The organism is Variovorax sp. PAMC28562 (assembly GCF_014303735.1).
Lineage (GTDB): Bacteria > Pseudomonadota > Gammaproteobacteria > Burkholderiales > Burkholderiaceae_C > Variovorax.
Genome location: NZ_CP060296.1, coordinates 3693100 through 3714992 on the forward strand (window position 1 = coordinate 3693100; position 21893 = coordinate 3714992).

At 62.5% G+C, this 21893-nt stretch carries 21 protein-coding genes; 4 read left to right on the forward strand and 17 right to left on the reverse strand.

All coding sequences use genetic code 11. The features are described from left to right. Nucleotides 1-257: 257 nt before the first annotated feature. The 3 genes from H7F36_RS17335 to H7F36_RS17345 all read right to left on the reverse strand — a co-directional run bounded on the left by H7F36_RS17335 (nt 258) and on the right by H7F36_RS17345 (nt 3930). Nucleotides 258-2687, reverse strand: coding sequence for a CHASE2 domain-containing protein (locus tag H7F36_RS17335; RefSeq protein ID WP_187051974.1), 2430 nt, complete (start codon nt 2685-2687; stop codon nt 258-260). Further along, the gene (locus H7F36_RS22495) at nt 2620-2910 is read right to left on the reverse strand and encodes a winged helix-turn-helix domain-containing protein (protein WP_187051975.1); all 291 of its coding nucleotides are present in this window, start codon (nt 2908-2910) and stop codon (nt 2620-2622) included. The genes H7F36_RS17335 and H7F36_RS22495 overlap by 68 nt, the downstream gene beginning before the upstream one ends. Before the next feature lie 117 nt (nt 2911-3027). Next, the gene (locus H7F36_RS17345) at nt 3028-3930 is read right to left on the reverse strand and encodes a LysR family transcriptional regulator (protein WP_187051976.1); all 903 of its coding nucleotides are present in this window, start codon (nt 3928-3930) and stop codon (nt 3028-3030) included. Nucleotides 3931-4058: 128 nt separating this feature from the next. On the opposite strand from H7F36_RS17345, the gene H7F36_RS17350 reads away from it, so the two are divergent. Further along, nucleotides 4059-4799: an SDR family NAD(P)-dependent oxidoreductase gene (locus H7F36_RS17350; RefSeq protein WP_187051977.1), complete on the forward strand. Its 741-nt coding sequence runs from the start codon at nt 4059-4061 to the stop codon at nt 4797-4799. A 361-nt stretch (nt 4800-5160) separates the two neighbouring features. Beyond that, the gene (locus tag H7F36_RS17355; protein WP_222620392.1) at nt 5161-6048 is read left to right on the forward strand and encodes a tripartite tricarboxylate transporter substrate-binding protein; all 888 of its coding nucleotides are present in this window, start codon (nt 5161-5163) and stop codon (nt 6046-6048) included. A 40-nt stretch (nt 6049-6088) separates the two neighbouring features. Here H7F36_RS17355 and H7F36_RS17360 read toward each other — a convergent pair whose 3' ends face one another. From H7F36_RS17360 to H7F36_RS22300, 12 genes are all read right to left on the reverse strand, one after another. Continuing rightward, nucleotides 6089-7960, reverse strand: a complete 1872-nt coding sequence (locus H7F36_RS17360; RefSeq protein ID WP_261802355.1) for an AI-2E family transporter — start codon at nt 7958-7960, stop codon at nt 6089-6091. Between the two features lie 52 nt (nt 7961-8012). Further along, nucleotides 8013-8846: an alpha/beta hydrolase gene (locus H7F36_RS17365; protein WP_261802356.1), complete on the reverse strand. Its 834-nt coding sequence runs from the start codon at nt 8844-8846 to the stop codon at nt 8013-8015. 76 nt (nt 8847-8922) lie between these two features. Then, nucleotides 8923-9618: an ABC transporter ATP-binding protein gene (locus H7F36_RS17370; RefSeq protein WP_187051980.1), complete on the reverse strand. Its 696-nt coding sequence runs from the start codon at nt 9616-9618 to the stop codon at nt 8923-8925. Then, nucleotides 9590-10396, reverse strand: a complete 807-nt coding sequence (locus tag H7F36_RS17375) for an ABC transporter ATP-binding protein (RefSeq protein WP_187051981.1) — start codon at nt 10394-10396, stop codon at nt 9590-9592. The genes H7F36_RS17370 and H7F36_RS17375 overlap by 29 nt, the downstream gene beginning before the upstream one ends. 5 nt (nt 10397-10401) lie before the next feature. Then, nucleotides 10402-11334 (reverse strand): branched-chain amino acid ABC transporter permease, encoded by a 933-nt coding sequence (locus H7F36_RS17380; RefSeq protein WP_187051982.1) that lies wholly within the window; start codon nt 11332-11334, stop codon nt 10402-10404. A 16-nt stretch (nt 11335-11350) separates the two neighbouring features. Continuing rightward, nucleotides 11351-12238 (reverse strand): branched-chain amino acid ABC transporter permease, encoded by an 888-nt coding sequence (locus H7F36_RS17385; protein WP_187051983.1) that lies wholly within the window; start codon nt 12236-12238, stop codon nt 11351-11353. A 10-nt stretch (nt 12239-12248) separates the two neighbouring features. After that, the gene (locus H7F36_RS17390) at nt 12249-13409 is read right to left on the reverse strand and encodes an ABC transporter substrate-binding protein (protein ID WP_187051984.1); all 1161 of its coding nucleotides are present in this window, start codon (nt 13407-13409) and stop codon (nt 12249-12251) included. Between the two features lie 37 nt (nt 13410-13446). Further along, on the reverse strand, nt 13447-13989 hold the full coding sequence (locus tag H7F36_RS17395) for a 3-isopropylmalate dehydratase (protein WP_187051985.1): 543 nt from the start codon (nt 13987-13989) through the stop codon (nt 13447-13449). A gap of 17 nt (nt 13990-14006) precedes the next feature. Beyond that, entirely contained in the window at nt 14007-15275 is a 1269-nt protein-coding gene (locus H7F36_RS17400; RefSeq protein WP_187051986.1) for a 3-isopropylmalate dehydratase large subunit, read from the reverse strand. A gap of 50 nt (nt 15276-15325) precedes the next feature. Next, entirely contained in the window at nt 15326-16903 is a 1578-nt protein-coding gene (locus H7F36_RS17405; protein WP_187051987.1) for an FAD-binding oxidoreductase, read from the reverse strand. Between the two features lie 46 nt (nt 16904-16949). After that, nucleotides 16950-17855, reverse strand: a complete 906-nt coding sequence (locus tag H7F36_RS17410) for an MBL fold metallo-hydrolase (RefSeq protein ID WP_187051988.1) — start codon at nt 17853-17855, stop codon at nt 16950-16952. Between the two features lie 173 nt (nt 17856-18028). Further along, the gene (locus H7F36_RS22300; protein ID WP_261802357.1) at nt 18029-18163 is read right to left on the reverse strand and encodes a hypothetical protein; all 135 of its coding nucleotides are present in this window, start codon (nt 18161-18163) and stop codon (nt 18029-18031) included. A 358-nt stretch (nt 18164-18521) separates the two neighbouring features. Between H7F36_RS22300 and H7F36_RS17415 the strand changes: the two genes are divergently transcribed. After that, nucleotides 18522-19160 carry an IclR family transcriptional regulator gene (locus tag H7F36_RS17415; RefSeq protein ID WP_261802675.1) on the forward strand — a complete coding sequence of 213 codons (639 nt, stop codon included), beginning with the start codon at nt 18522-18524 and terminating at the stop codon, nt 19158-19160. Between the two features lie 43 nt (nt 19161-19203). On the opposite strand, the gene H7F36_RS17420 is transcribed toward H7F36_RS17415, so the two are convergent. After that, nucleotides 19204-20079, reverse strand: coding sequence for an oxaloacetate decarboxylase (locus H7F36_RS17420; RefSeq protein ID WP_187051990.1), 876 nt, complete (start codon nt 20077-20079; stop codon nt 19204-19206). 198 nt (nt 20080-20277) lie between these two features. Next, nucleotides 20278-21351 carry an SDR family oxidoreductase gene (locus H7F36_RS17425; protein WP_187051991.1) on the reverse strand — a complete coding sequence of 358 codons (1074 nt, stop codon included), beginning with the start codon at nt 21349-21351 and terminating at the stop codon, nt 20278-20280. A gap of 83 nt (nt 21352-21434) precedes the next feature. On the opposite strand from H7F36_RS17425, the gene H7F36_RS17430 reads away from it, so the two are divergent. Further along, a complete protein-coding gene (locus H7F36_RS17430) occupies nt 21435-21788 on the forward strand; it encodes a DOPA 4,5-dioxygenase family protein (RefSeq protein ID WP_187055045.1) in 354 nt (117 codons plus the stop codon). The last annotated feature ends 105 nt before the right edge of the window (nt 21789-21893 follow it).

Here is a 21893-nt window from a genome sequence, read left to right on the forward strand (position 1 = left end):
TCGGATCGAGAGAGTCTTGCGCATCGCGGCATCAAGCTTTTCATGGGCGCTCCCAATGAATCGCCTCGGGATTGAACTGACCCCAGAAGTTGGACATTCTGATCCCGCCTGTTGGCGCCGATCAGGCGGTGTTCCTCTTCCGGTGTTGCACCGGGCTGAGCCCCTCCAAAGCAAGGCATCTTCGCCGGCGTCTTGCCGACCTAAAAGCAGGCCTTGCAATTCTCGCCAGCACCCGGATTGCAAGGTGCTGGACTGGGCTATTGAAATTGCTTTTCCGCATGCACCAAAGGAAAGCCGATCGCGAAAGTCGTGCCTTCACCGACAGTGCTCTGGCCGGAGATCCAGCCGCCATGTGCGGCCACAACCTGCCTGACCATTGCGAATCCGAAGCCGTGCGTCCTGGCATCGCGCGGCGCAATGTTGTGAGCCGCTTCAATGTCTTGTTGAGAAGCGGAAAGCTTCGCAGCCTCGGTTAGGCCCTGGGCCCCTCGATCGAGCAACGCATCCAGCACGACCGGAGCCATGCCGGTGCCTTCGTCCCGAATAGTGACCACCGCCTCAAGTCCTTTCTCGACGTGGCAGTTCGCCCAAATAATGTCGCCGGGCGCACTGTGCCGAATCGCGTTTTCCAGGAGGTTGCCGAAGACTCGCAATAGCATTCCGCCGTCCGCGCGCACGAGGTCATGATGGATCTGCATTGATCTTGAAGGCAGCTGCACGTGCCGGGCCAAGGCATATGCGGCGAGTTCCTCGACGCTCTTCGCAAGTAACGATGAAAGGCTCACCACAGCGAATTCGTAGTCGCGGGCCTCCGAGGTAGCGACGCTGATAAAGCTCTGTGCCAACGCGATGGTTCGCTCTGCCTCGCGTCGCACACCGGTCATCAATTCAGCCACGCCCAGGCGTGACGACTTCATTTCATACAGCTCCACCAGGCTCAGGAGGTTGATTTGCGGGCTGCGCAGGTCGTGCCACAAAAAGTTCAACCACTTGGCCCGCTCGCTTTCGGCTTGTCGTTGTTGCGTCAGCTCGCGCAGCACAACGATCCAGGTCGCAGGCGCAGGAGCCGGCACGTCGTCGATGCACGTGGCCTCGATCGAAAATATTTTCCCCAGCGGGGTTTTGTATTCACCGTCGAGCGCTTGCGACCAATGCTCGTTGAGTTCAGGCCTCCGGATGCTGGATTTGCTCTCAAGCTGCGCGATGATTGCCGGGAAGCTTTCTTTGGCCGTCGATCGCGTCGTGGGCGAAAGCTCGGGCAGCAGCGCGGCGGCGGCAGCGTTCAGCACGTCGATGCCCCCGTCGGTTCGGCACAGCACGACGGCGATGGGAAGTTTCAACAGCGAGAACCGCATGTATGCCTCCAATCGCATGAGCCGCAAGATTGCGTGATCGAGAGCGCCTATGTATCGCTCCACCGGGTCGTTGGCGCCAACGCGGACTGGCCCAACACGATCGGACTTCACAGATGGCACCTGACTCAGCGCAACGATGTGTTCTTTTAAAAAGCCAAGTACTTGGTACAAGTGTTGCCAAGTCCACAGCAAGTAGGCAGCGAAGATTCCGAACACGAAAAAAGACGAAGGGAGCCAGATGTGAAGTAAGCGCAGCATCAAAGCGCTGACGGCGACGCCACTGGCAATGAAAGCCAGCCCCACCAGTGGCGCAGCCTTCGGTAACTTATCGAATGCAAACAGTACCGCCAAGATTGAAAGTGCCATCGCCAAGCCCAGCACCACCGGCGGCGCTACGGAAACGTAAGTGCCTTGCTGCAACGCGTCAATGGCACTCGCGTGAACTTCGGTCGAAGTCACCAGCGTGGCTCCGGAGGAGCCTGAAACGTACCACTGCCTTCCCAGTGGCACACCGTTAGTGGGTCCAACGACAACAATGCGCCCCTTGAGCCGATCAGCGGATAGCTTGCCGGCAAGGACCTCAGAATAGGAAATTGACGGGTGCGCTGCTTCGCCATTGAAAGGAATTCCAAATTGCAGATGCGTGCCGTTGGCGATCGCGCGATGCAACGGGGGAGCCGGGGCAACCATCGCGCCCACATAAGGTAGCGCGTCGTCCGGAGCAGGCGCAAAGAGGCTGACGAACCGAAGGCGCTTGCTTGAGTCGTCGGCGCTAAGGCTGGAATGCCCGATGCCTTGGACAACTGCCGAAAAGTGTCTTGTTCGAGAGCGAAGGGCTTCGCTTTGGTTCACGACAGCGCCGGATAGGTAACTTGGAATTGTGAGATACACCGGCAGGTTCCGCAGCGCAGCCGCCAACGCTGCATCGTCGTCGCCTTCGAGCTTTGGAAAGCCGAGCCTGAAGTTGAGCACCACGGCGTGGGGCGCCTGCAGAGAAAGCTGACGCAAGAATTCCGTGTGGATTGCTGCAGGCCATGGCCACGGCCCGATTTCTTGAATACTCTGAGCGTCAATCGAGATGATCTCGACCTCGGAGTTCACAGGCGCCGCCACGCTGGCCATTACGCGGTCATACAGACGTCCGTCCGCTACCGTGGGCGTGGTGTGATCGACTTTCCAGACGATGGCCAGCGGCAACAGGACAGCCAGTAAAACTCGCAATGCAACGCGTGTTTTAAGCTTCCGAAGCATTGACGCAAATTGCCTAAACATCTGCATCGCGAACTTCCCTCTGATGAGTTCTTCTGTGAATGAGCCGATAACCCCGGCCATAAATCGTTTGCACCGGGAGCTCGTTACTCTCGAGTGCCAGCTGTCGGCGCGGTTTAAAAATCTGATTGTCCGGAATTCGTGTGCTGCTGTATCGCTGGCTTACGCTGGTAGCGTCCATCAGGCGGTTCTGCGATAAAACGCGCCCGATGTTTCGCAACGGCGCTGTTGCCAGCCCGAACTCAGCGACTGAAAACGGAAACGTCCGTGAGAAAATTAGCAGCATGTGAAACGAGTCCGTGCGAAGCGATTGCCGCCTATGAACCCAATACACGTCAAGGCTTCAGGGCCGACAATCGTGGGGAACTTCAGCGACAAGCGTGGCCTGGCGATCTGCTCTCAATCACGCATTCAAACGGCTTTGCATGAACTCGATGAACACCCGCAGTTTGCGCGGCGTGTGCGCGCGGCTCGGGTAGTAGAGGTAGAAGCCCGGAAACGTCGGCCACCAATCCTGCAGCAGCGGCACGAGCTTGCCTGCGGCGAGATCGTCCGCAACCAGCGCCTCGAACGTGCAGGCGATACCGGCGCTACCCCGGACCGCGGCCATCAGGATGTCGCCGTCGTTGGTCAATAGTGGCCCGTCGACTTCGATGTCGAAGTCGCGACCTTCTTGCGAAAACTCCCATCGGTAGATGCCGCCAGCGAGGCGCGCATTGAGGCAGCGATGTGACTTGAGGTCCTCAGGAGTCTGCGGCGCAGTAAGGCCCTTGAGGCCCTTCAGGTAGCGCGGCGCCGCGACGGTCGCGATGCGATGTTGCCCTCCGAGCGGCACCGCCACCACATCTTGCGCCAGGTTCTCGCCGAGGCGAATGCCGGCATCGAAGCCGCCCGCCACCAAATCGATCATCGCGTTGTCGCAGCTCATCTCGAGAGTGATGTCCGGGAAGGCTTCCAGGAAGGCAACGAGGTGCGGCACGACCAGGATGTCCGACGCCGTGCGTGACAGGTTCAGCCGCAGCAGACCGACAGGCTTGTCTCGCGACTCGTTCACGCCGTCGATGGCGGCCGCGATCGTGGCAAGGCCGGGTTGCGCATCGAGCAGGAACCGTTGGCCGATCTCCGTCACGCCGACGCGTCGCGTGGTGCGGTCGAGCAGGCGTACACCCAATCGAGTCTCCAGCGATCGCATAGTTTGCGACAACGCCGAAGGCGAGACACCGAGTCCGGCGGCCGCCTTGGTAAAGCTCGAATGGTGCGCGACGCGGGCGAAGGCGGCGATGGCCGGAAGCAGATCGGACGACATGGTCAATTATGAAGTTGGACTTCATGCCGCATCCCGATCACATGGCTTTATCCGAAGGAATGCGATGCCTATCGTCGAGACAGCTGTTGATTCAATCCGTTCTTATCTCTTTATCCAGGAGCATCTTCATGAGTTCACTCGCAGGCAAAGTCGCCATCGTCACCGGTTCATCGCAAGGCATCGGCGCCGGCATCGCCGAACGACTGGCAGCCGACGGCGCATCGGTCGTCGTCAACTACTCACGCAGCGTCGAACACGCCAATACGGTCGTGCAACGTATCGTCGCGACCGGCGGCAAGGCCGTTGCCGTAAGAGCCGACGTTTCCAAACCGGCTGATATTCCGCTGCTGATCGACGCGGCCATCGAAACCTTCGGGCGGCTCGACATCCTTGTCAACAACGTCGGCGTCTACAAGGTCGACTCGCTCGACACGTTGACCGCGGAAAGCTTCGACGAGCACTTCCACCTCAACGTGCGCGGGTTGCTGCTCGCCACTCAGGCAGCCGCACGCGTGTTGCCGGCCGGCGGCGTCATCGTCAACATCAGCTCTGGCCTCGCCAAGAGCCCGTATCCGATGGTGCATGTCTACAGCGCGACCAAGGGCGCGGTCGACGTGCTAACGCGCACGTTGGGAATGGAGCTCGGTCCGCGCAACATCCGTGTCGTCGGCATCGCGCCCGGCTTCGTCACGACCGAGGGCAATGCAGAGTCGGCTGCGAGCATGACAGACGTGCTGGTCGGCAAGACGCCGCTGGGCCGTGTGGGTCAGCCGCGGGACATCGCGGCAGCGGTGTCGTTCGCGGTGTCGGACGATGCGGCGTGGGTCACCGGCAGCACGATCGACGTGGCGGGCGGCATGGTGTTCTGAAACGCCTGAGCCGCCAGGGCCGCGACGAAACCCGTGTAGTCGGTGTCGGCAGCACGCACCGGATCGATCGCGACGAAGGAACGTCGGGTCAGGTTCATGACGAATTGATCCTCTTTCGGTTCTCTTTGAACATCGTCGGTAACACTTTCGTGAAGCCGCTCGTCATGCTGCCCGACGACACCTAGGGAAATCCCTTAGCAGCATGCGCACAGCCGCACATAGGATGTAAAGTTACATTTATTCACACTTGTACCCCATGCAATCCGATCTAAGTTGGTCACGGCGTTCCTTTCTGGCTGCCATCGGTGCAGGTGCATGCGCGCAAGCAGTGGGCGCAGCGGAGAGTCCAGCGCCCGGCGCGATGAAATGGATCGTCGGTTATCCGGCCGGCGGCGGTGCCGATTTCGTGACGCGCGTGCTTGCGGCGCAGCTCGGCTCCCAGATGAAGCAGGACATCGAAGTAGTGAACATGCCGGGCAAAGGCGGCACGCTCGCCGCCGGTGCCGCGGCGCGTGCGGCCGCCGATGGCCGCAACCTGTTTACCGCTGACAACGGCATCCTGGTCTACAACGCCTCGCTGTTCAAGACACTGCCTTACGACCCGGACAAAGACTTCGCGCTCATTGGCTTCATGGCCCGCACGCCGTTGCTGCTGGTGGTGTCGCCCAAGTCCGGCTTCACCAGCTTCGAGCAGATCCTGAAGGCGTCGAAGGCCGGCCGTACGCCACCGCTTCAATACGCATCGCCGGGCGAAGGCTCGCCGCACCATCTTGCGATGGAACTGCTCAAGAGCCAGACCGGTCTCGTGGCGACCCACGTGCCTTACCGCGGCACCGGCATGGCGCTGCCCGATGTCGTGTCGGGCAAAGTGCCGATGCTCGTCGTCGATCTGGCAGGCGGGCTCGTCCCGATCAAGAGTGCGGCTGTCGTTCCGGTGCTTTCGATGTCGGGGCGGCGAGTGACGCAACTGCCCGACATGCCGACGGTTCCGTACGACCTGACGGGCCCGCTGAACGCCTATGCGACCGTCGGCCTGGTGGCCCCGGCCGCGACGCCCATGCCGATGCAGGAGCGACTCAACGCAGAACTGCAAACCGCCATGCGCGTCCCCGAGGTGTCTCGCAAACTCAACGATGCGGGATGGGAAACGGCGGCCGCCGATGCGACCTTGCTCCGCGCCTACATGGCTGCCGAACGCGCCATCTGGCCCGCGCTGATTCGCAATCGCGGCATCACCGTGGCGCAGTAAAAAAAGAATCGCTCAGAGTTCGCAGAACAGCCTCGCGCGCTCACTCAACGGACAAGGCATCCGTTTTCTGTTTGCTCTCCAGCACAAACGCCTCCGCCTCGGAATACGAGTGGAGCACCAGATCGATCAAGTCCTCGACCTGCTTTTCATCGACGGAAGAATCGTCGAGCGCCAGCTTGACGGTCGCAAGAATTGCGTCCGGCAACGCGGCGCGCAGCTCGGCCGCCTTCTGCCGCCACTGCGCCAACCCGTCCTGCCGTGGATAGACGAGGAAGACAGTGCCCACCAGACTGGCCTTGTCGGCCATCTCGGGGTCTTGGGGTTCGTTCGCCGAAACGCTCCGGGCGTCCACGCCCTCCTCCCGCAGCGCCCTGACGAGCAGTTCCATCAGCAGATCGTCACGGTCCGTGCCAAAGCCCATGCACAGAAAGATCGAACGCGAAGGCACATCAAGCCGCCCTTGCCACCGGCCGAGGCGAGCCTCGCGCATGTGGCGCAGATGCGCGCCCATGTTGGCGTCGACCAGCGAAGTCGGCGCGCGACGGCGTGCCGTGCGCCGTGCCGGCCGCTCCCTCGACAACGATTCGGCCAAGGCGACGATGTTCGCCTGGATGCGCTCGCGCTGCAGCTGATCGATGCGCCCGATGCGAAAGTCCGCCGCGCCGAGTGCCAGCCCCGGAAACAGCACGTGATCGCAGTACCTGGCGAAGCTGCTGCGCCGCAGAAAGGCACGAGCCTCCTGCAGATTGACGGCTGCATTGCCCGACAGCGCGCGCTGATAGAAGCGCTGGCCGGCAGACAGCCCCGGGGCATCGCTGAGAAGAATCGTGAACGGCGCCAGTGCTTTGACGTGGCGGCCCATCACCACCAGACACAGTGTCAGCGGCGTAGACAACAGCAGTCCCACCGGCCCCCAGAGCGCGCCCCAGAACAAGGCGGACACGATGACCGCCAGCGGGGCCAGACCCGTGCTGTGCCCGTAGACCTGCGGCTCCAGCACATTGGCGAAGACGAGTTCGAGCACGCCGAAGAATCCGAGGCTGGCCAGCACGAGCGTCCACCCCGGATCGACCGCAGCCGCGAACACCGCGATCAGGGCGGCTGCGCCCAGCACACCCACATACGGGATGAATCGCAGCAGCGCGGCGACGCAACCCCAGAGCGCGGCATGCGGCAGCCCTATCGCCCAAAGTCCCACGCCGACCACGGTGCCGAAGATCGCATTGACGATCGATTGCGACAGGAAGAAGCGCGACACGCCTTGCGCCGCCGCGCTCAGTGCCTGCACCGTCGTGCCCAGCTCCGCCTCGCCGACCAGCCGGATGAAGCGGTCACTGAGCGACTCGTGCTCCAGCAGGGTGAAAACGAGCAGCACGAACACGATGCCAGCCTGCCCGACCGGTCCCCATAGCGTCGATAACAGTTTGGTGACCCGCTCCCCAGCCGACTGCGGTGCCTGGACGGCCGGTGCGGGCGGCGGCGCAACCACTGTGGCCCGACTGCCTTGACGCCGCGGTGCGGTCGCGTCGGGCGGCGCGTTCTGCGGCAACATTCCTTTGAGTTCAGACTCGATTCGTTCGAACGGGCGGATCGTGAACTCACGGATCGCGTCGACCTTGCCGCTGATGGCCGCCGTGTACTGGGGCAGATCGCCGGCGACGGCGACGAGCTGGATCGCCAGCACCGCGCTGATCCAGGCCACGCACGCTGCCGCCAGCACCACCGACACCAGCGTGGCCACGGTACGACCCAGGCCCGCGACCGCGAGTCTTCTCACCAGCGGCGCCAGCACCAGGCTCAAGACACCCGCGATGACGATGGGCTTCAGAAAGTCCTGACCGAAGTGCAGCAGCAGCAACACGCACGTGGCTGGGACGATCAGGCCGAACTGGAAATTCTTGAGGTTGGGCAATGGGCGCAGACAGCGTTATGGCGATGGTGAAGATGTACTAGGGAAGCGAGATCTATACCGCCTCCGGCATCGCCAGCACAGCGGTCAAGGCGAAGTCCACCAGCAAAAGCCATGTCTCCTCGAACCCGATGATGCTGTGATGGTCCGAGCCCGCAATGGTCCTCACCGACACCGGAGTCGGCCATGCCGCGATGAGCTTGGCGGAGCGCTCCGGCAACACGACGTCATCGCGCTCGGCCAGCAGCACTTGCGTCTTGGCAGCGACGCCGATGCAATGCGCCAGCGAGTTGAACTGGTGCCGCAATAACAGCGACAACGGCACCAGCGGAAAGCGCTTCTTGGCGACCTCCAGCATGGAGTCGTAAGGCGTGATCAGCTGCAGACTCGAAAACTTCTGCTGCGCCACCAGCTGGATCGCCACGCCGGAGCCCAAGCTGCGGCCGACGACATGCAACCGCGCATGCGGAAAGGCCTTGCGCAAATGATTCGCCAACTGCACTGCATCGGCGACAGAAGCGATCTCCGACGGATGCCCTTCCGAGTCCGCCATGCCCCGGTAGTTGACCGCGGCAAAGCCGAAGCCTTCAGGCAGCCAATGCAGTGCCTTGGCCGTGGCACGAACATCCTCGCCGCGGCCAGCGAAGTAGACGAACAGATCCTGCAGCGCAGCCTCGCCGTGCGGGTGATAGACATAGCCGCGCACCATGCCGCCCGGCACGGTGTGCGAGTAGGTAGAAAAGTCGCCGGACAGGGCGACGACGGGCAACTTGCGCGTGTCGAACAGGATGTGGCCCTGCCGGGCGGCGAGCAGCGCCCAGTAGGCAGCGATGGCACCGAGCGCGGCGCCCGATGCGGACAGGGCGACGCGATAGGCTTTGGATGACAAAGTGGGTTCCGGAGGCGCATGACGGCATGCGCGTCCGAGTATGCATGGCGCGCGGATGCGCCGAATCTCGGGAACCTCAGGCCAGATAAGCCTCGAGCACGCCGGCATCGGCGCGCAGCGCGTCCACCGTTCCCTCCGTCACGATCGACCCGCGCTTCATGAGATAGGCGTAGTCGCAGACAGACAACGCGATCTCAGCGTTCTGCTCGACCAGCAGGATCGACTGGCCCTCGCGATGCAGGGTGACGATCGCCTGGAACACCAGGTCCACGATCGATGGCGCCAATCCCATCGACGGTTCGTCGAGCACGAGCATGCTGGGCTCGGTCATCAGTGCGCGGCCGATGGCGAGCATCTGCTGCTCACCGCCGCTCATGAGGCCCGCGATCTGGCCGCGCCTTTCCTTCAAACGAGGAAACAGGTCATAGACACGCGCCATCAAGTCGCTCGCGTTGCCACGCCCGGCGTAGCTGCTGAGCTTCAGGTTCTCTTCCACCGTGAGGGGCGCGACCACCATGCGTCCTTCAGGCACCAGCGCGAGCCCACGCCGGACGACACGATGCACCGGCATCGCAGAGATCTCTTCACCGTCGAGTTTGATCGAGCCCTTTACCGGCCGATGCAGGCCCGCGATGCTGCGCAACGTGGTCGATTTGCCCGCGCCGTTGGCACCGAGGATGGCGACCATGCTGCGCGGCCGGACCTCGAAACTGAGGTCGGTAACGGCGCGAATGGCGCCGTAGCTAGCGCAGAGCGCGGATACGGTCAGCATCGGCAGTGTTTCCAAAGTAAGCAGCCTGCACATCGGGGTGCGCCATGCAGTCTGCGGGTGTTCCATGGGCAAGCAGGCGGCCGAAGTTCATCACCGTGACGTGGTCGCAGAATTCTTTGACCAGCCGCACGTTGTGCTCGACCATCAGCACCGTCAGTCCGCCGTCGCGCAGGCTGTGGACGAGACTTCCGATCTCGTTCGATTCCTGCACGTTCATTCCGGCGGTGGGCTCGTCGAGCAGCAAAAGCCGCGGGCCGGTGCCGAGTGCACGAGCGATCTCGACCCGGCGCTGTTCTCCATACGACAGCGTTTCCGCCAGCAGATGCGCCTGTCGGCCTAGCTGCACGCGCTCCAGCAATTCGTAGGCATGAAGCTCGACCGCCTTCCGTGCCGCGCGGGCCTTCGGCAGGCCAAGGAACGAAGCCCACAACGACGCGCCGCGCCGCAAATAGCAACCCGCCATCACCTGCTCCAGCACCGTCATGCCGCTGAAGAGCCGCACGTTCTGATAGGTGCGGGCGATGCCCTGGGAAGCGATGTCGTATGCCGCACTGCGCTGGATCTCGACACCGCCGAAGCGGATGGTGCCGGTGTCCGATGGCAGCAAGCCGCTGATGAGATTGACCAGCGTCGTCTTGCCGGCGCCGTTCGGGCCCATGACACCTGCAACGCTGCCCGCTTTGACCGTCATCGACAGGCCGGAGACGGCAGCGACGCCGCCGAAGTTCTTGCCGATGGCCTCGACCGCCAGCAGCGGCACATCGGATGCAACGCTCATCGCAGTCAAAGCGCGGCTCCGGCAGCTGACGCTACTTTTGCGGGCGCGCCGTCTGCATCGGCATTTGCATTTGCATTTGCATTTGCATTGCGTGCGGCGCGGCGCAAGCGAATGGCGCGCGGATCGACCAGCCCTCGCGGCAGGAAGATCATGATCAGCAGCAACACGACCCCGTTCGCCACTTCCTGGAAGTGAGGCACGAAGGCTTGCGCGATCACCGGCAATGCAGTGAACACCGCCGCCCCGATGATCGAACCGATCCAGTGATACGACCCCCCCAGCACCACGGCCGCGATCATGGTGAAAGCGATGTTCACGAAGTAAGTGTCGGGCGAAAGAAACTGCAGGACCAGGGCGAGCAACATGCCGCCGAGGCCACCGACTGCCCCCGAAATCACGAACGCGATCGTCTGTATCCGGCGCGGTGCGATGCCCAGGCTGGATGCAACCGCCGGATCTTCGCGCACCGCCTGCGCCGCGATGCCGTACCACGACACCGACAGCCGGTAGAACACGATCATGGCTAGGGCCAGCAGGATGCCCAGAACGCCGATCGGCAGTGTGACCGGCACGCTCAGTCCGTTGACGCCGCCGGTCAGACTCGGCACGTTGATGACTGCGACGCGGACGATCAGGATGAGCGCCAGGCTTGCCAGGGCCATCCAGTGACTTTCGAGCCTGAGAAAGATCAAGGCGACCACATAGGCCATGAGCGCGCCCGCCGCCATGGCCGCGGGCAAAAGGATCAGCGGATCGAGACCCGTCTGCAAAATCAGCCGCGCGCCCACGAAGCCACCGATGGCGGCATAGGTCACGGTGGCGAAGCTCAGGATGCCTGCCGACAGCACGGAATAGGTGCTGAGTGCGAAGAAGGCATTGACGATCGCGAACGCGACCGTGCTTTGGTAGGTACGCCAGAAATCGGCAAGTGCTTGCATGGTTGCTTGTATGAAATCAAGGCCGAGAGAAACCGAGACTGCCGAAGAGGCCGCGCGGTCGTACCAGCAGAAAAGTCAGCAACAGCGCATAGGTGATGCCGTCACGCAGACCCGACGACAGGTACTGCGCCGACATCACCTCCAGAACACCGAGCCCGACACCGGCGACTGCGGTGCCGCGAACGTCGTCGTAGCCGCCGACCACCACAGCAGCGAACCCCTTGAGCAGCAGGCCCTCGCCCAGCAGAAACGAGACGTTGTGCGTGGTGATGCCACCGAGAACGCCGGCCAGGCCTGAAGTCGCACCGGCAATGAAGGCGGTGACGATCACGACATAACGCGGATTGACGCCACCTAACGAGGCCGCCGTCTGGTTCCAGCCGACCGCGCGCATGGCCGCACCGAAGCGGCTGCGGCGAATGAGCATGTGCAGGCCGAAGGTCACGACGAGCATGACCGCCACCGTGATGAGCTGCATCGCCGGAATGGGGATGTCGCCGATGCGGAACATGGTCCCCGGATAGCTGCCGCGGGGAAAGCTCAGGCTCTGCTGCCCGGTAGCGGTACCGGCCAGGTTGTCGAGAATGATCCAGAACGCAATGCTGGTAATGAGCGCGCCCAGCATGCCGCTGCCGCGTTTGCGTAGCGGCTGGAAGGCGATCTGGTCGACCACGACCGCGAGCAGCCCGCCCCCGACGACACCAACGACCAGTGCCGGCAGGAAAGGCAGCTTCAACTGTTCGACCGCTGCCAGCGCCGCGATCGCGGCCCAGCTCGCATAGCTGCCGTGCGCCGCATTCAGGATGCCAAGCGTCGAAAAAACGATCCCGAAACCGAGGCCGAACAGCGCGTAAAGCGCACCGAGCGCGCAACCATTGATCAGTTGCTCGATGAAGAGTTGCATGACCCCGCGCCTACTTGGGTGCGACCCAGGGCACGATCTTGCCTTCAGCAGACCAAGCCACCACCAACGTGCCAGCCGTCTCTGCCTGGCCGTTGTTCATGGCCTCCCCGCCATAGACCTGATGGTCGATCTTCGTCACCTTCGACAGTGCCTGGCCCAGCGCCTCGCGGGTCGGTTTGCCGGACAGCGACTTCAACCCCTGTGCGATGAACCAAACCACCTGGTAGCCCTGGGCCGAATAGATGTCGGGCGCCGCGTTGAACTTCTTCTGGTAAGCCGCGACGAAAGCCTTGGCTTCTGGCGTTTCCACGATCGAGTCGGAGAAGCTGACCGGGAACGGTACGCCGACGACCGAGTCGCCCATCTTCTTGAAGATGGAAGCAGGCGACAGCACATCGTTGCCGACGATGGTCTTGGCGTAGCCGCGATCCTTCAGCGCGGTGATGGCACCGGCGGCAGCACCCTGCGTCGCATAGACCAGGATGATGTCGGCCTTCAGACCCATGGCCTGCGTAGCGGCCGCGGTGAAGTCCGTGTCCTTCGTCAGCACGCTGACCACCCCGGCGGTGGTCACGCCCTTGGCCTCGAGCGCTTCGCGGGTCGCGTTCATGCGACCCTTGAAAGCGTCGTTGTCGGCCGCGAGGATGTAGGCGGCGGTCTTCGGCTTGACCGCATCGACGATCGTGAGCGCGGTGGCTTTATCTTTGGGGCCGGGCAGGATCGTCATGCTGTAGACATAGGGCAGCTGCGGCAGGCCAGCCGCCGTCGCGCCGAAGATCACGAGCGGTGTCTTCGCCTCCGTCACGATCGGCTTCAGGGAGCCGGCAACGGGAGACAGAATGCAGCAGCTGATCGCCAGCAGCGACGGGTCGGCCACGAACTGATTGGTCGCCTGGATGGCACGGGCGGCATCGCTGCCGCTCTCCTTCGGGTCCAGCACGATCGAGGCGCCGCCAAGGTACTTCTGCGTCTTGACCTCCTCCGCTGCCAGCTGCGCGCCGTTCCAGTAGGACTGGCCGGCCGAGGCGATGGCGCCGGTGTTCTCGGTGACGAATCCGACCTTGTAGTCGCCCGGCGCGAGGCCCTGAGCGGACACCGGTCCGACATGGACGAACAATGCAGCCAGCGCTGCACCTGCCAACGAAACATTCTTCAAGTTCCAGCTTTTCATCTCTTGTCTCCTCAGGGTGGTTGTCTTGGTCGGCTGTTCAAGGTTGCGCATGTTGAACAGTCCGCGTCTTGTCGGCGAGAAATCTTTTCTTCAGATAGGTCTCTAGTCCGCCCGCTTCCAGCATGTCGAGGTCGGCGCGCGGCAGCGGCTCGAAAGCGATCTCGGTACCCTGCGTCAGGTTGCGCACGCAGTGGCCCGCCCAGTCGACTTCCAGTTCGTCCCAGCGTTCGGCGAACTGGAGGATGCCGGGGCACGGCACCTGCGGAAAGCCCATGCTGATTTCACCGCGCCAGTAGCCCGGAGAAAACGACTCGGCAATGACGCCCGCGATGCCCATGTGACGCATGGCTTTCATCGGCGGATAGTGAGGATGGCCGTAGCCGAAGTTGTGGTTGCCAAGCAGCAGATCGCCGGGCTTCACCAGACTGGCGAAGACGGGGTCGTATTCCTGCATCGCGGCCTTGCTCAGCTCGTCGATGTTAGTGGTCTTGATGTTCTTGACGCCGACGATTTGGTCGACGTCGAAGTCGATCTCGTCGAACTTGAAGGCCACGCGGCCGCGCAGGTTGATGAGTGCCATGCTCTTCTCCTTGGCCGTTAACCGTTACCGGCGAGGTACGGACGCGGGTCGGCGATCTTGCCTTCGACCGCAGAGGCCGCGAGCACCGCGGCGTTGCACAGGTAGATCTCCGAATCCGGGCTGCCCATGCGACCGCGCACATTGAGCGTGCCGGTGGATACGGCGCGCTGGCCCGGTGCCATCGTCGCGATGCGGCCGAAGCAGTAGTCGCACGACGGCGACGACACGAAGGCGCCGGCCTCGACGAACACCGACAGCAGACCTTCCCGCGATGCGGCAGCCATGATTTCCTGGCTGGTCGGCACCACGTGCAAGGCAAAGCCCGGCGCGACCTGTCGGCCCGCCAGCACCTGGGCAGCAGCGCGCAGGTCTTCGATGCGACCGGAGGCGCAGGAGCCCAGATAGCCTGTATGAACCGGGAGGTTCAGGTAGTCGCTCAGGTCGCGTGTATTGGCCGGACTCGGCGGGATCACGATGATGGGCTCGAGCGTCGACAGGTCGATCTCGTGTCGCGCGGCGTAGTGCGCGTCCTCGTCGCTGTAGACGGGTTCGAGCTCGATGCGGGCGCGCGGCATGGCGTATTCGAGGCGCTTGGCATCGGGATTCACGATGGCCGTCACGGCGCCGGTGAACATCGCCAGACCGGTGATGGTTTGCAGGGCGTCGTTCGACATGTCGGCCACCGCCGGCCCACCGATCTCCAGCACCTGGAAGCGACATGAAGCCGCACCCAGCACACGCACCAGGTGATGGAACACATCGCGCGCCATCACGCCGGGCTGCAACTTGCCGACCAGATCGACGCGTGTCGTGTGCGGCACGCGGATCGAGACCCGCTCCAGTGCAAAGGCCTCGAGCACGTTGCGCCTGAGACCCATGGCCAGCGTGCCGAAGGTGCCCAGCTGGCTCACATGGCCGTCGAAGTGAACCACGAACGCGCCTGGCGTGGCGTAGCCCACTTCGGACGACACCTGGTGCCCGATGCCCTTGCGTTCATACAGCTTCACGTCGTTGATGGTGGTCCATTCACGCGTGCCCTTGTGCAGCTCTTCTTCAGCCGGCGAGATGGCTGGGACCATATGGTCGATGAAGATGCCGAAGCGTTCCGGCTCGGGCATCTTGGTGATGCCGAAGTCGTCTTTCAACTGCTTGAAGATCACGTCGGTGTAGCCCGGGAAGTCGTAAGCCAGCACGAAGTCGGGCTTGGCCATGACCTCGTCGCCGGCCTTGACGGACGCCAGGCCCGACACGCGCGCGAGGATCTTTTCGGTGATGGTGAAACTCATGGATTTGTCTCCAGTTCGAGAGTGTTTTTCAGTGCTCGGCGTGCGTGGACTCAGGCCGCGTTGCGCAATCCGAGCGAGCCGGGATTCATGAGGCCCTTGGGGTCGAGTGCCCTCTTGATAGCCGTGAGCATGTTCCAGGTCGCTGGCTGCATCACTTGTTGCAGCGGATAGTCACGGCCGATTTGCCAGTTGACACCGCCCAGTTCCAGGTAGACCTGCTGCACGCCCTTGCGCAAGGCGATCACTGCCTCACGCGCAGGCAGATTGGCGGGACGGTCGAGCCATGGCCCGACCACGTCGTCACCGAGACTCTGGCGGTGCAGCGGCGTGATCTCGTCCTGCCAGTAGAAGGCCGGTTCGAGGAAAAATTCGTTGCCGACGGTCATGGTGAGGTGCGACAGGATGATGCCGTGCTGCTTCATCATTGGGGCCTGACTCTCGAAGTACGCCGCACTCGCCTCGACCACGCGCGCGGTCTCGCTCATCGGGAACACCGCATGGATCGGGACCCAACGCTGACCATCCGCGCCGAGCATGCCGCGCACCGGGTTGAAAGGACGCGAGCGCATCACCCGCGCTGCGGCGTTCTCGATCTCGATGCCATGCTTCTGGCCGATGGCGCGCAGCGCTGCCAGGTTGGCGGTCAGCGCATCGGCCGTCTTGCCCTCGACAACGAGGTGCAGCGAACACGCATGGTCGGCCAGGTAGTTCGCGCCGGTCGTCGCCACGTTCACTGCATCCTTGATGCCCTGGAACAAACCTTTCGACGAACGCGCAACACTGCTCAGGATCTTCACGCCGTCTGACAACTTGTTGACGCTCGCCGAGTTCAACGCCTTGGCGCGGTCGATGCCGAAACCTTCGGAGATCGCCTGTACGGCGCTCATCTCGGCCTGGGCCAATGCCATCGACTTCATGTCTTCGAAGCCGAAACCCAGGTAGTCCAGATGCTGGGGCGCCGCGTCGAGCTTGAGCGTGGCACCGAGCTTCAGACCGAAGGCGCCGGTGTCTCCGAGAAACAGGCCCGTCATGTCCGGCCCTGCATAGCGGGTGAAGGGCTTCGTGCCCGCACGTCCGCCCGACCCGGTGGTCACGACCTCGCCGCTGGCGAGCAGCACGGTCACGCCCAGCACGCTGGCGGCGACAGTCCCGTGCAGGGTCGATCCGAAGAAGGCGCTGTTCTGAGACAACGCGCCGCCGACCGTGGCGTTGATGCCAGACAACGGACCCCAGTAGCCGGTGTTCATGCCGGTGGCCCTCAGCGCTTCGTGCACCTGCGCCCAGGTGCAACCGGCCTCGACCGTGATGTACCGGTCGGGCACGTTGATCTCCAGCACCTTGTTCAGCTTGCGCGTGTCGATGACGATGGTTTGCGTGCTCTCCGGCAGGTAGCCCTTGGTATAGGACATGCCGCCGCCTCGCGGCACGATGGCGATCTCGTGCGCCGCTGCAGTCTTGACCGCAACCACGGCCTGCGCCTGCGTTTGCGGCAACACGATGCACATCGGCACGATGCCCGGCTGCCAGAAGATGTCGTTGGCGTAGTACTCGCACGTCACGCTGTCCGACAGCACCTGGGCGGAGCCCACGGCGTCGCACAACGCTGAGAGAAAGGATTCGTTTGGCATTGGGAATGAATCTTTGTGGTGACCGTGCGATGTGAGAAGACCGGACTCAGCCGGCCACCACGAGGTCGTCGGCAGGCCGGAAGTCGTAGCCGGCCGCATGGCGCTTCACGTAACCGCCGTGCGGCGCGCCGAAGTGGGCAGGAAGCAGCAATGCGTTGCGGTCGTGGCAGTAGTCGAGGATGGAGCGGCGCGTGGCGCGAGCCTCGCTCGCCATCTCGCAAAAACGGCTGTTCCAGTCGGGGCGAAACACCTGCATCGGCTGGTGCAGCGAGTCGCCGGGAAAGATCGCCGCGGCGTTGCCGGATTCGAGCTTCAGCATGCCGTGACCGGCGGTATGGCCGATCGCGTCATGGAAAAACAGGCCTTCGATGATCCTTGAACCGTCGTCGATGAACTCGGCTTGCCCGGCCTCAATGACCGGCATCACGCTGTCTTCTATGACCGCGATGTTCTCCGGCATCGTGAGATGGCCGCCGGTCGGCGAATGCCAATGCTCGAATTCGCGGCGCGAGAAGATGTACTTTGCGTTGGGAAACGTCGGCACCCATTTGCCGTCCACCCATCTCGTATTCCAGCCGACGTGATCGATGTGCAGGTGCGTGCAGATCACGAGCGTCACGTCCTCGGGACGCACGCCGGATTCGGTGAGCCGGTCGAGGTACGGCAGATGCAGTTGATGGAAGCGCTCGAACAACGGAAGCGCACGTGTCTTGTCGTTGCCGCAGCCGGTGTCGATCAGGATGGTGTGCTTGTCGTCGCGGATCATCCACGAGTGCATGCTCGACATGACCTTCTGGCTGGGCTCGTCCCAAAACCGCGTCGCCGACAGCACCTTGTGCTCTTCGAAGATGTCGGGCGTGTAGTCAGGAAAGAGAAACTCAGGCTTGAAACCGGGCGTCAGCATTTCTTCAATGCGCGTCACGTGATACGAGCCGATCCGGAATGTCTTCATCTGTTTCGCCGTGGTCTCTTTGTGCGTCGATGTTAGGCAGGCCGTATCGGTCGCCTTACAGGGTAAACGTCCATGCCACCACAATGTGGCGAAAGAATTCCAGGTGTCAGGCCTATAGTTTGGAGTGAATGGGTCGAGCCGAGGGTTCGATCACTTCTCCACAATGTAGAGCCTCAATCGGCACTGAGAAATGCCTCGAGCAGCGTCGTGGCTTCGATGCCAAGAAGCGCTGCGGCCTCCTCCATCACAGCAGCAATGTGCGCGGCGCTTCGTGGATCGATGCGTGCCGAGCCGCCGATGCCCGGCAACTCGATCACCGTGATCGCCCAGCAGGCGGTTCGACTTGCTGAGCGTCTTCATAGACTCGATGCCAGGAGTCACCGGCACTCGACGTACTCAGGGTTATTGGTTAGTCAACCACAATGTGGACTCCATATGATGTGAGCGATGGTCGCAAAAACACGAACAGCAACTGATCAGGCAAAAATCCCTCCACAAGGTGGAGAGTCCAGATCCGGTACGCAGAGCATCGAACGGGTAGTCGACGTGCTTCGCGTGATCGCCTCGCGTGGCCGTCGCGGCATGCGTGTCGGCGAAGTCGTCGCCACTTCTGGACTGGCGGAAGCAACCTGCTTTCGGATGCTTCGGAGACTGGAGTTGGAAGGGATGCTCGATCGCGACCCGCACAGCAAAAAGTACTTTCTCGGGCCGCTGCTGCATGAGTTGGGCTTGCTTGCGCGCCCCCGCTACAGGCTCGCTGAACTGTGCGATGCAACATTGCAGCGCCTGGCTGAATTCACGCAAGACACGGTCTATCTGAGCGAGCGCAGCGGACTGGAAGCTGTTTGCGCCAACCGTGCACTCGGCGACTTCCCAATCAAGTCGCTGTCGCTGGACATCGGGGTGAGAAGACCGTTGGGCGTCGGTGCCGGCGGACTGGCGATCCTCTGTGCATTGCCCGCGTCCGAAGCCCACGCACTGGTCGAGGCGAACGCCCATCGCTATGAAAAGTTCGCGTCGTTTACAGCCGATTTTCTGTATGGCGCCATCGCCGAAGGCAGAAAGCGCGGCTACTCCTTTCTGGAGGGCGCCGTCACGCCCGGCACTGCATCGATCGGCGTGGCATTTCCGCCCGACAACCCGGTTGCGGCCATCAGCGTGGCAGCGATCGCTGGGCGCCTGCTGCCGGAACGCCGGCAGGAGATTGCGCGGCAGATGCACCGGGAGGTCGAGAAGCTTGTGGTTGCCTTGGCGGCTGCCAAGGTATCCGGCGACATGGCAGCAACGGACGCTACGCAGAAGTGACAGCGCTACCTTGCGCTTGACCTCGACTTTTTCGTAACCGTCTTCAGGTCATCATTTCGTAGTGCGTCTGCCGTTCCTCGATGGCCTTCCAGCCGATGACATCCTTGAATGCCGGCATGGACGTCTGACCGCAGGGAAGACTGCCGATGTCTCCGCCCCGGCGACTCGCCATCACCCGCAGGTTTTCCTGCAGCGCATGGACCGTGCTCATCAACGTCACCAGCGGATAGGTCGCAAAGGCCGCGACGGACTCGACCTGTTCCCGCGTGAGGTCGGCCATCCACAAACCCTGCATCAGCTGCAACGACAGCCGACGCCCCGTCACCTCTTTCAGCTTGACCAGGTCCTCGTAGCGACTGAAGGTGCGCGAGATCGGCTGGATCAGATCGGCGCCCGCCTCCGCATACTGTGCGCATCGGTCGATGGCCTCGGACGGATCGAGCACGTCGGTGCGCGCAACGATCAAAAAGTCAGGGTCGGTTCGCGCGTCGACCGCTGCCTTGATCTTTGCGACGGCATCGCGCACCGGAATCACCGGCATGGTCGATGCCGCTGCGGGACATCGCTTGGGACTGAACTGGTCTTCGAGTTGAATGGCGACCGCTCCCGTCTTCTCGAACTCGCGCACCGTGCGAGCCATGTTGATCACGTTGCCATAGCCGGTATCGGCATCGGCGAACACGGGCTTGTTCACCAGATTGACGATGCGATCCACGACAGCCACGTTCTCCGTGAGCGTGTAGATCTCCACGTCGGGCTGGCCCAACAGCGCCGCTGAGATTCCGAATCCGGTGGTGAAGATGCCGTCGAAATCCGACCGGTCGACGAGCAGTGCAGACAGTGCGTCTTGCGCTCCCGCCATCCAGAGAGTGGGTCCTGACTGGATGCGCTGACGCACCGCCTTGCGATGGTTTTTCATGGAGGCTCCTTGCGAATTGAATGGACATCGGCACGCCAACCAGTCCCCACAATGTGGCGACAACCGGAATGCCATCGAGGCATTAATTACATTGCCTGCAAGAACGCTGCTCTACAAGGTTTACCCTCAACTCACCACATCGTGGACAAGATCTACAGACGGTTCCGTCGAAGAGCTACGGTGCTCATCGAGAACCCGTCAAGGAATCACGCGCTCAGCCCTCAGCTTGTCGAACAAATCCGTGAACGCATCCGGCGTGCTCTGGAAATCCAGGAATCCCGCCTTGCGACTCTTGGTCATGTCGGCCAGCACCTCCATCGGCCGGCCGAGGTCTGCGTCGGTGTGCCACCACGACACGAGGTTGTCGACGTTCGCCTCTTTCAAGTTATGACGTTCGGCGATCTCCTTCCATTGCCCGGCGCAGCCTTGCATCCGCTCGGCCAACGGGCGCATGGTGCCGTCGAATTCAGCGGCTTCGATGCCGAAGTATTCAGCCAGCCGGGGCCACAACCATTTCCAGCGAAACACGTCGCCGTCGACGACGTTGAAGTCCTGATTGCGCGCTGCCGCGGTGTCTGAGGCCCATGTGAGATGACGGGCGAGCAGCCGCGCATCGGTCATGTCGGTGAGGCTTTCCCACTGCGCCGCAGACCCCGGGAATACGAACGGTTGGCCCGCCTCCCTGCAGAGCGTGGCATAGACGGCGAGCGTCACACCCATGTTCATCGCGTTGCCTATGGCGAACCCGATGATGGTGTGGGGCCGATGCACGCTCCAGCCGAAGCCATGGCGCTCGGCGGCCGCGAAGAGCTTGTCTTCTTGTTCGTAATAGAAGTTGTCGACCGACTGCCGCCCTTGCTCTTCGCGGAACGGCGTCATGGGCACGTTGCCGGTGCCGTACGCCTCGAAGGGGCCGAGGTAATGCTTGAGTCCGGTGACCAGTGCCGCATGGCCGCCGCGCAAGCCGGGCCCGACGGCATCGAGCACGTTGCTCACCATGGCGCCGTTGACGCGGATGTTCTCTTTCTCGTTCGCCTGTCGCGCCCAGGCAGTAAAGAACACTTTGGAAAACTCGATGCCATCGAGTGAGCCTAGAACTTCAGCCAGCGCGACGGGATCGGTCAGGTCTGCCGTGAGGGGCTTCACGCCGGCCGCGACGGGCGTTCTGCCGCGGGAGAGACCATAGACCGATGCGCCATCGGCGAGCAAATGCACTGCAAGCGCACTTCCAATGACACCGCTGACACCGACGATGAGCACGTTTTTATTCATTCCGACAATCCTGTTCATAGTTCGCCATGGACAATAGGCGACTGGCCTCGCAATGGCGGCCCCAAGGTCTTCCGGCAATGAACATGACCCTGTTGAATCCTTCGACCATCGGCAGCTGGCACGCCCACGTGTACTTCGACGCCGCGACAGGAGCGGCGGCCTGGACGCTGCGCGAAACCATCGAGGTCGAACTGGCCGGCCGCATCGCCATGGGCCGCTTTCACGAGAAGCTGGTGGGACCACACCCGATGTGGAGCTACCAGCTGGCCATCTCGCCTGACGACTTTCCGCATGTACTGGGATGGCTCGCACTCAACCACGGCACGCTCGACGTGTTCGTTCATCCGAACACCGGCGATGCACTGCGCGATCACCGGGACTGTGCTGTCTGGCTGGGCAAGTCCCATGTCTTGAACCTGGTGGGGTTCACTGGCTGAGTTCACTGGCTGAATATTTTTCAGCCCGAGTGCATCCAACCGCGCATCTGGTGGGTAGAGCCATCAGCAGCGAATGTGCTGCTGCCCTATCCACAGGAGAATTTC

Bases quoted from the DNA above. Each gene is read 5' to 3' on its own strand.
- H7F36_RS17335 (WP_187051974.1), bottom strand. From the start codon at position 2,687: ATGGCCGGGGTTATCGGCTCATTCACAGAAGAACTCATCAGAGGGAAG.
- H7F36_RS22495 (WP_187051975.1), bottom strand. From the start codon at position 2,910: ATGCTGCTAATTTTCTCACGGACGTTTCCGTTTTCAGTCGCTGAGTTC.
- H7F36_RS17345 (WP_187051976.1), bottom strand. From the start codon at position 3,930: ATGTCGTCCGATCTGCTTCCGGCCATCGCCGCCTTCGCCCGCGTCGCG.
- H7F36_RS17350 (WP_187051977.1), top strand. From the start codon at position 4,059: ATGAGTTCACTCGCAGGCAAAGTCGCCATCGTCACCGGTTCATCGCAA.
- H7F36_RS17355 (WP_222620392.1), top strand. From the start codon at position 5,161: ATGAAATGGATCGTCGGTTATCCGGCCGGCGGCGGTGCCGATTTCGTG.
- H7F36_RS17370 (WP_187051980.1), bottom strand. From the start codon at position 9,618: ATGCTGACCGTATCCGCGCTCTGCGCTAGCTACGGCGCCATTCGCGCC.
- H7F36_RS17375 (WP_187051981.1), bottom strand. From the start codon at position 10,396: ATGAGCGTTGCATCCGATGTGCCGCTGCTGGCGGTCGAGGCCATCGGC.
- H7F36_RS17380 (WP_187051982.1), bottom strand. From the start codon at position 11,334: ATGCAAGCACTTGCCGATTTCTGGCGTACCTACCAAAGCACGGTCGCG.
- H7F36_RS17385 (WP_187051983.1), bottom strand. From the start codon at position 12,238: ATGCAACTCTTCATCGAGCAACTGATCAATGGTTGCGCGCTCGGTGCG.
- H7F36_RS17390 (WP_187051984.1), bottom strand. From the start codon at position 13,409: ATGAAAAGCTGGAACTTGAAGAATGTTTCGTTGGCAGGTGCAGCGCTG.
- H7F36_RS17395 (WP_187051985.1), bottom strand. From the start codon at position 13,989: ATGGCACTCATCAACCTGCGCGGCCGCGTGGCCTTCAAGTTCGACGAG.
- H7F36_RS17400 (WP_187051986.1), bottom strand. From the start codon at position 15,275: ATGAGTTTCACCATCACCGAAAAGATCCTCGCGCGCGTGTCGGGCCTG.
- H7F36_RS17405 (WP_187051987.1), bottom strand. From the start codon at position 16,903: ATGCCAAACGAATCCTTTCTCTCAGCGTTGTGCGACGCCGTGGGCTCC.
- H7F36_RS17410 (WP_187051988.1), bottom strand. From the start codon at position 17,855: ATGAAGACATTCCGGATCGGCTCGTATCACGTGACGCGCATTGAAGAA.
- H7F36_RS17415 (WP_261802675.1), top strand. From the start codon at position 18,522: ATGCTCGATCGCGACCCGCACAGCAAAAAGTACTTTCTCGGGCCGCTG.
- H7F36_RS17420 (WP_187051990.1), bottom strand. From the start codon at position 20,079: ATGAAAAACCATCGCAAGGCGGTGCGTCAGCGCATCCAGTCAGGACCC.
- H7F36_RS17425 (WP_187051991.1), bottom strand. From the start codon at position 21,351: ATGAATAAAAACGTGCTCATCGTCGGTGTCAGCGGTGTCATTGGAAGT.
- H7F36_RS17430 (WP_187055045.1), top strand. From the start codon at position 21,435: ATGACCCTGTTGAATCCTTCGACCATCGGCAGCTGGCACGCCCACGTG.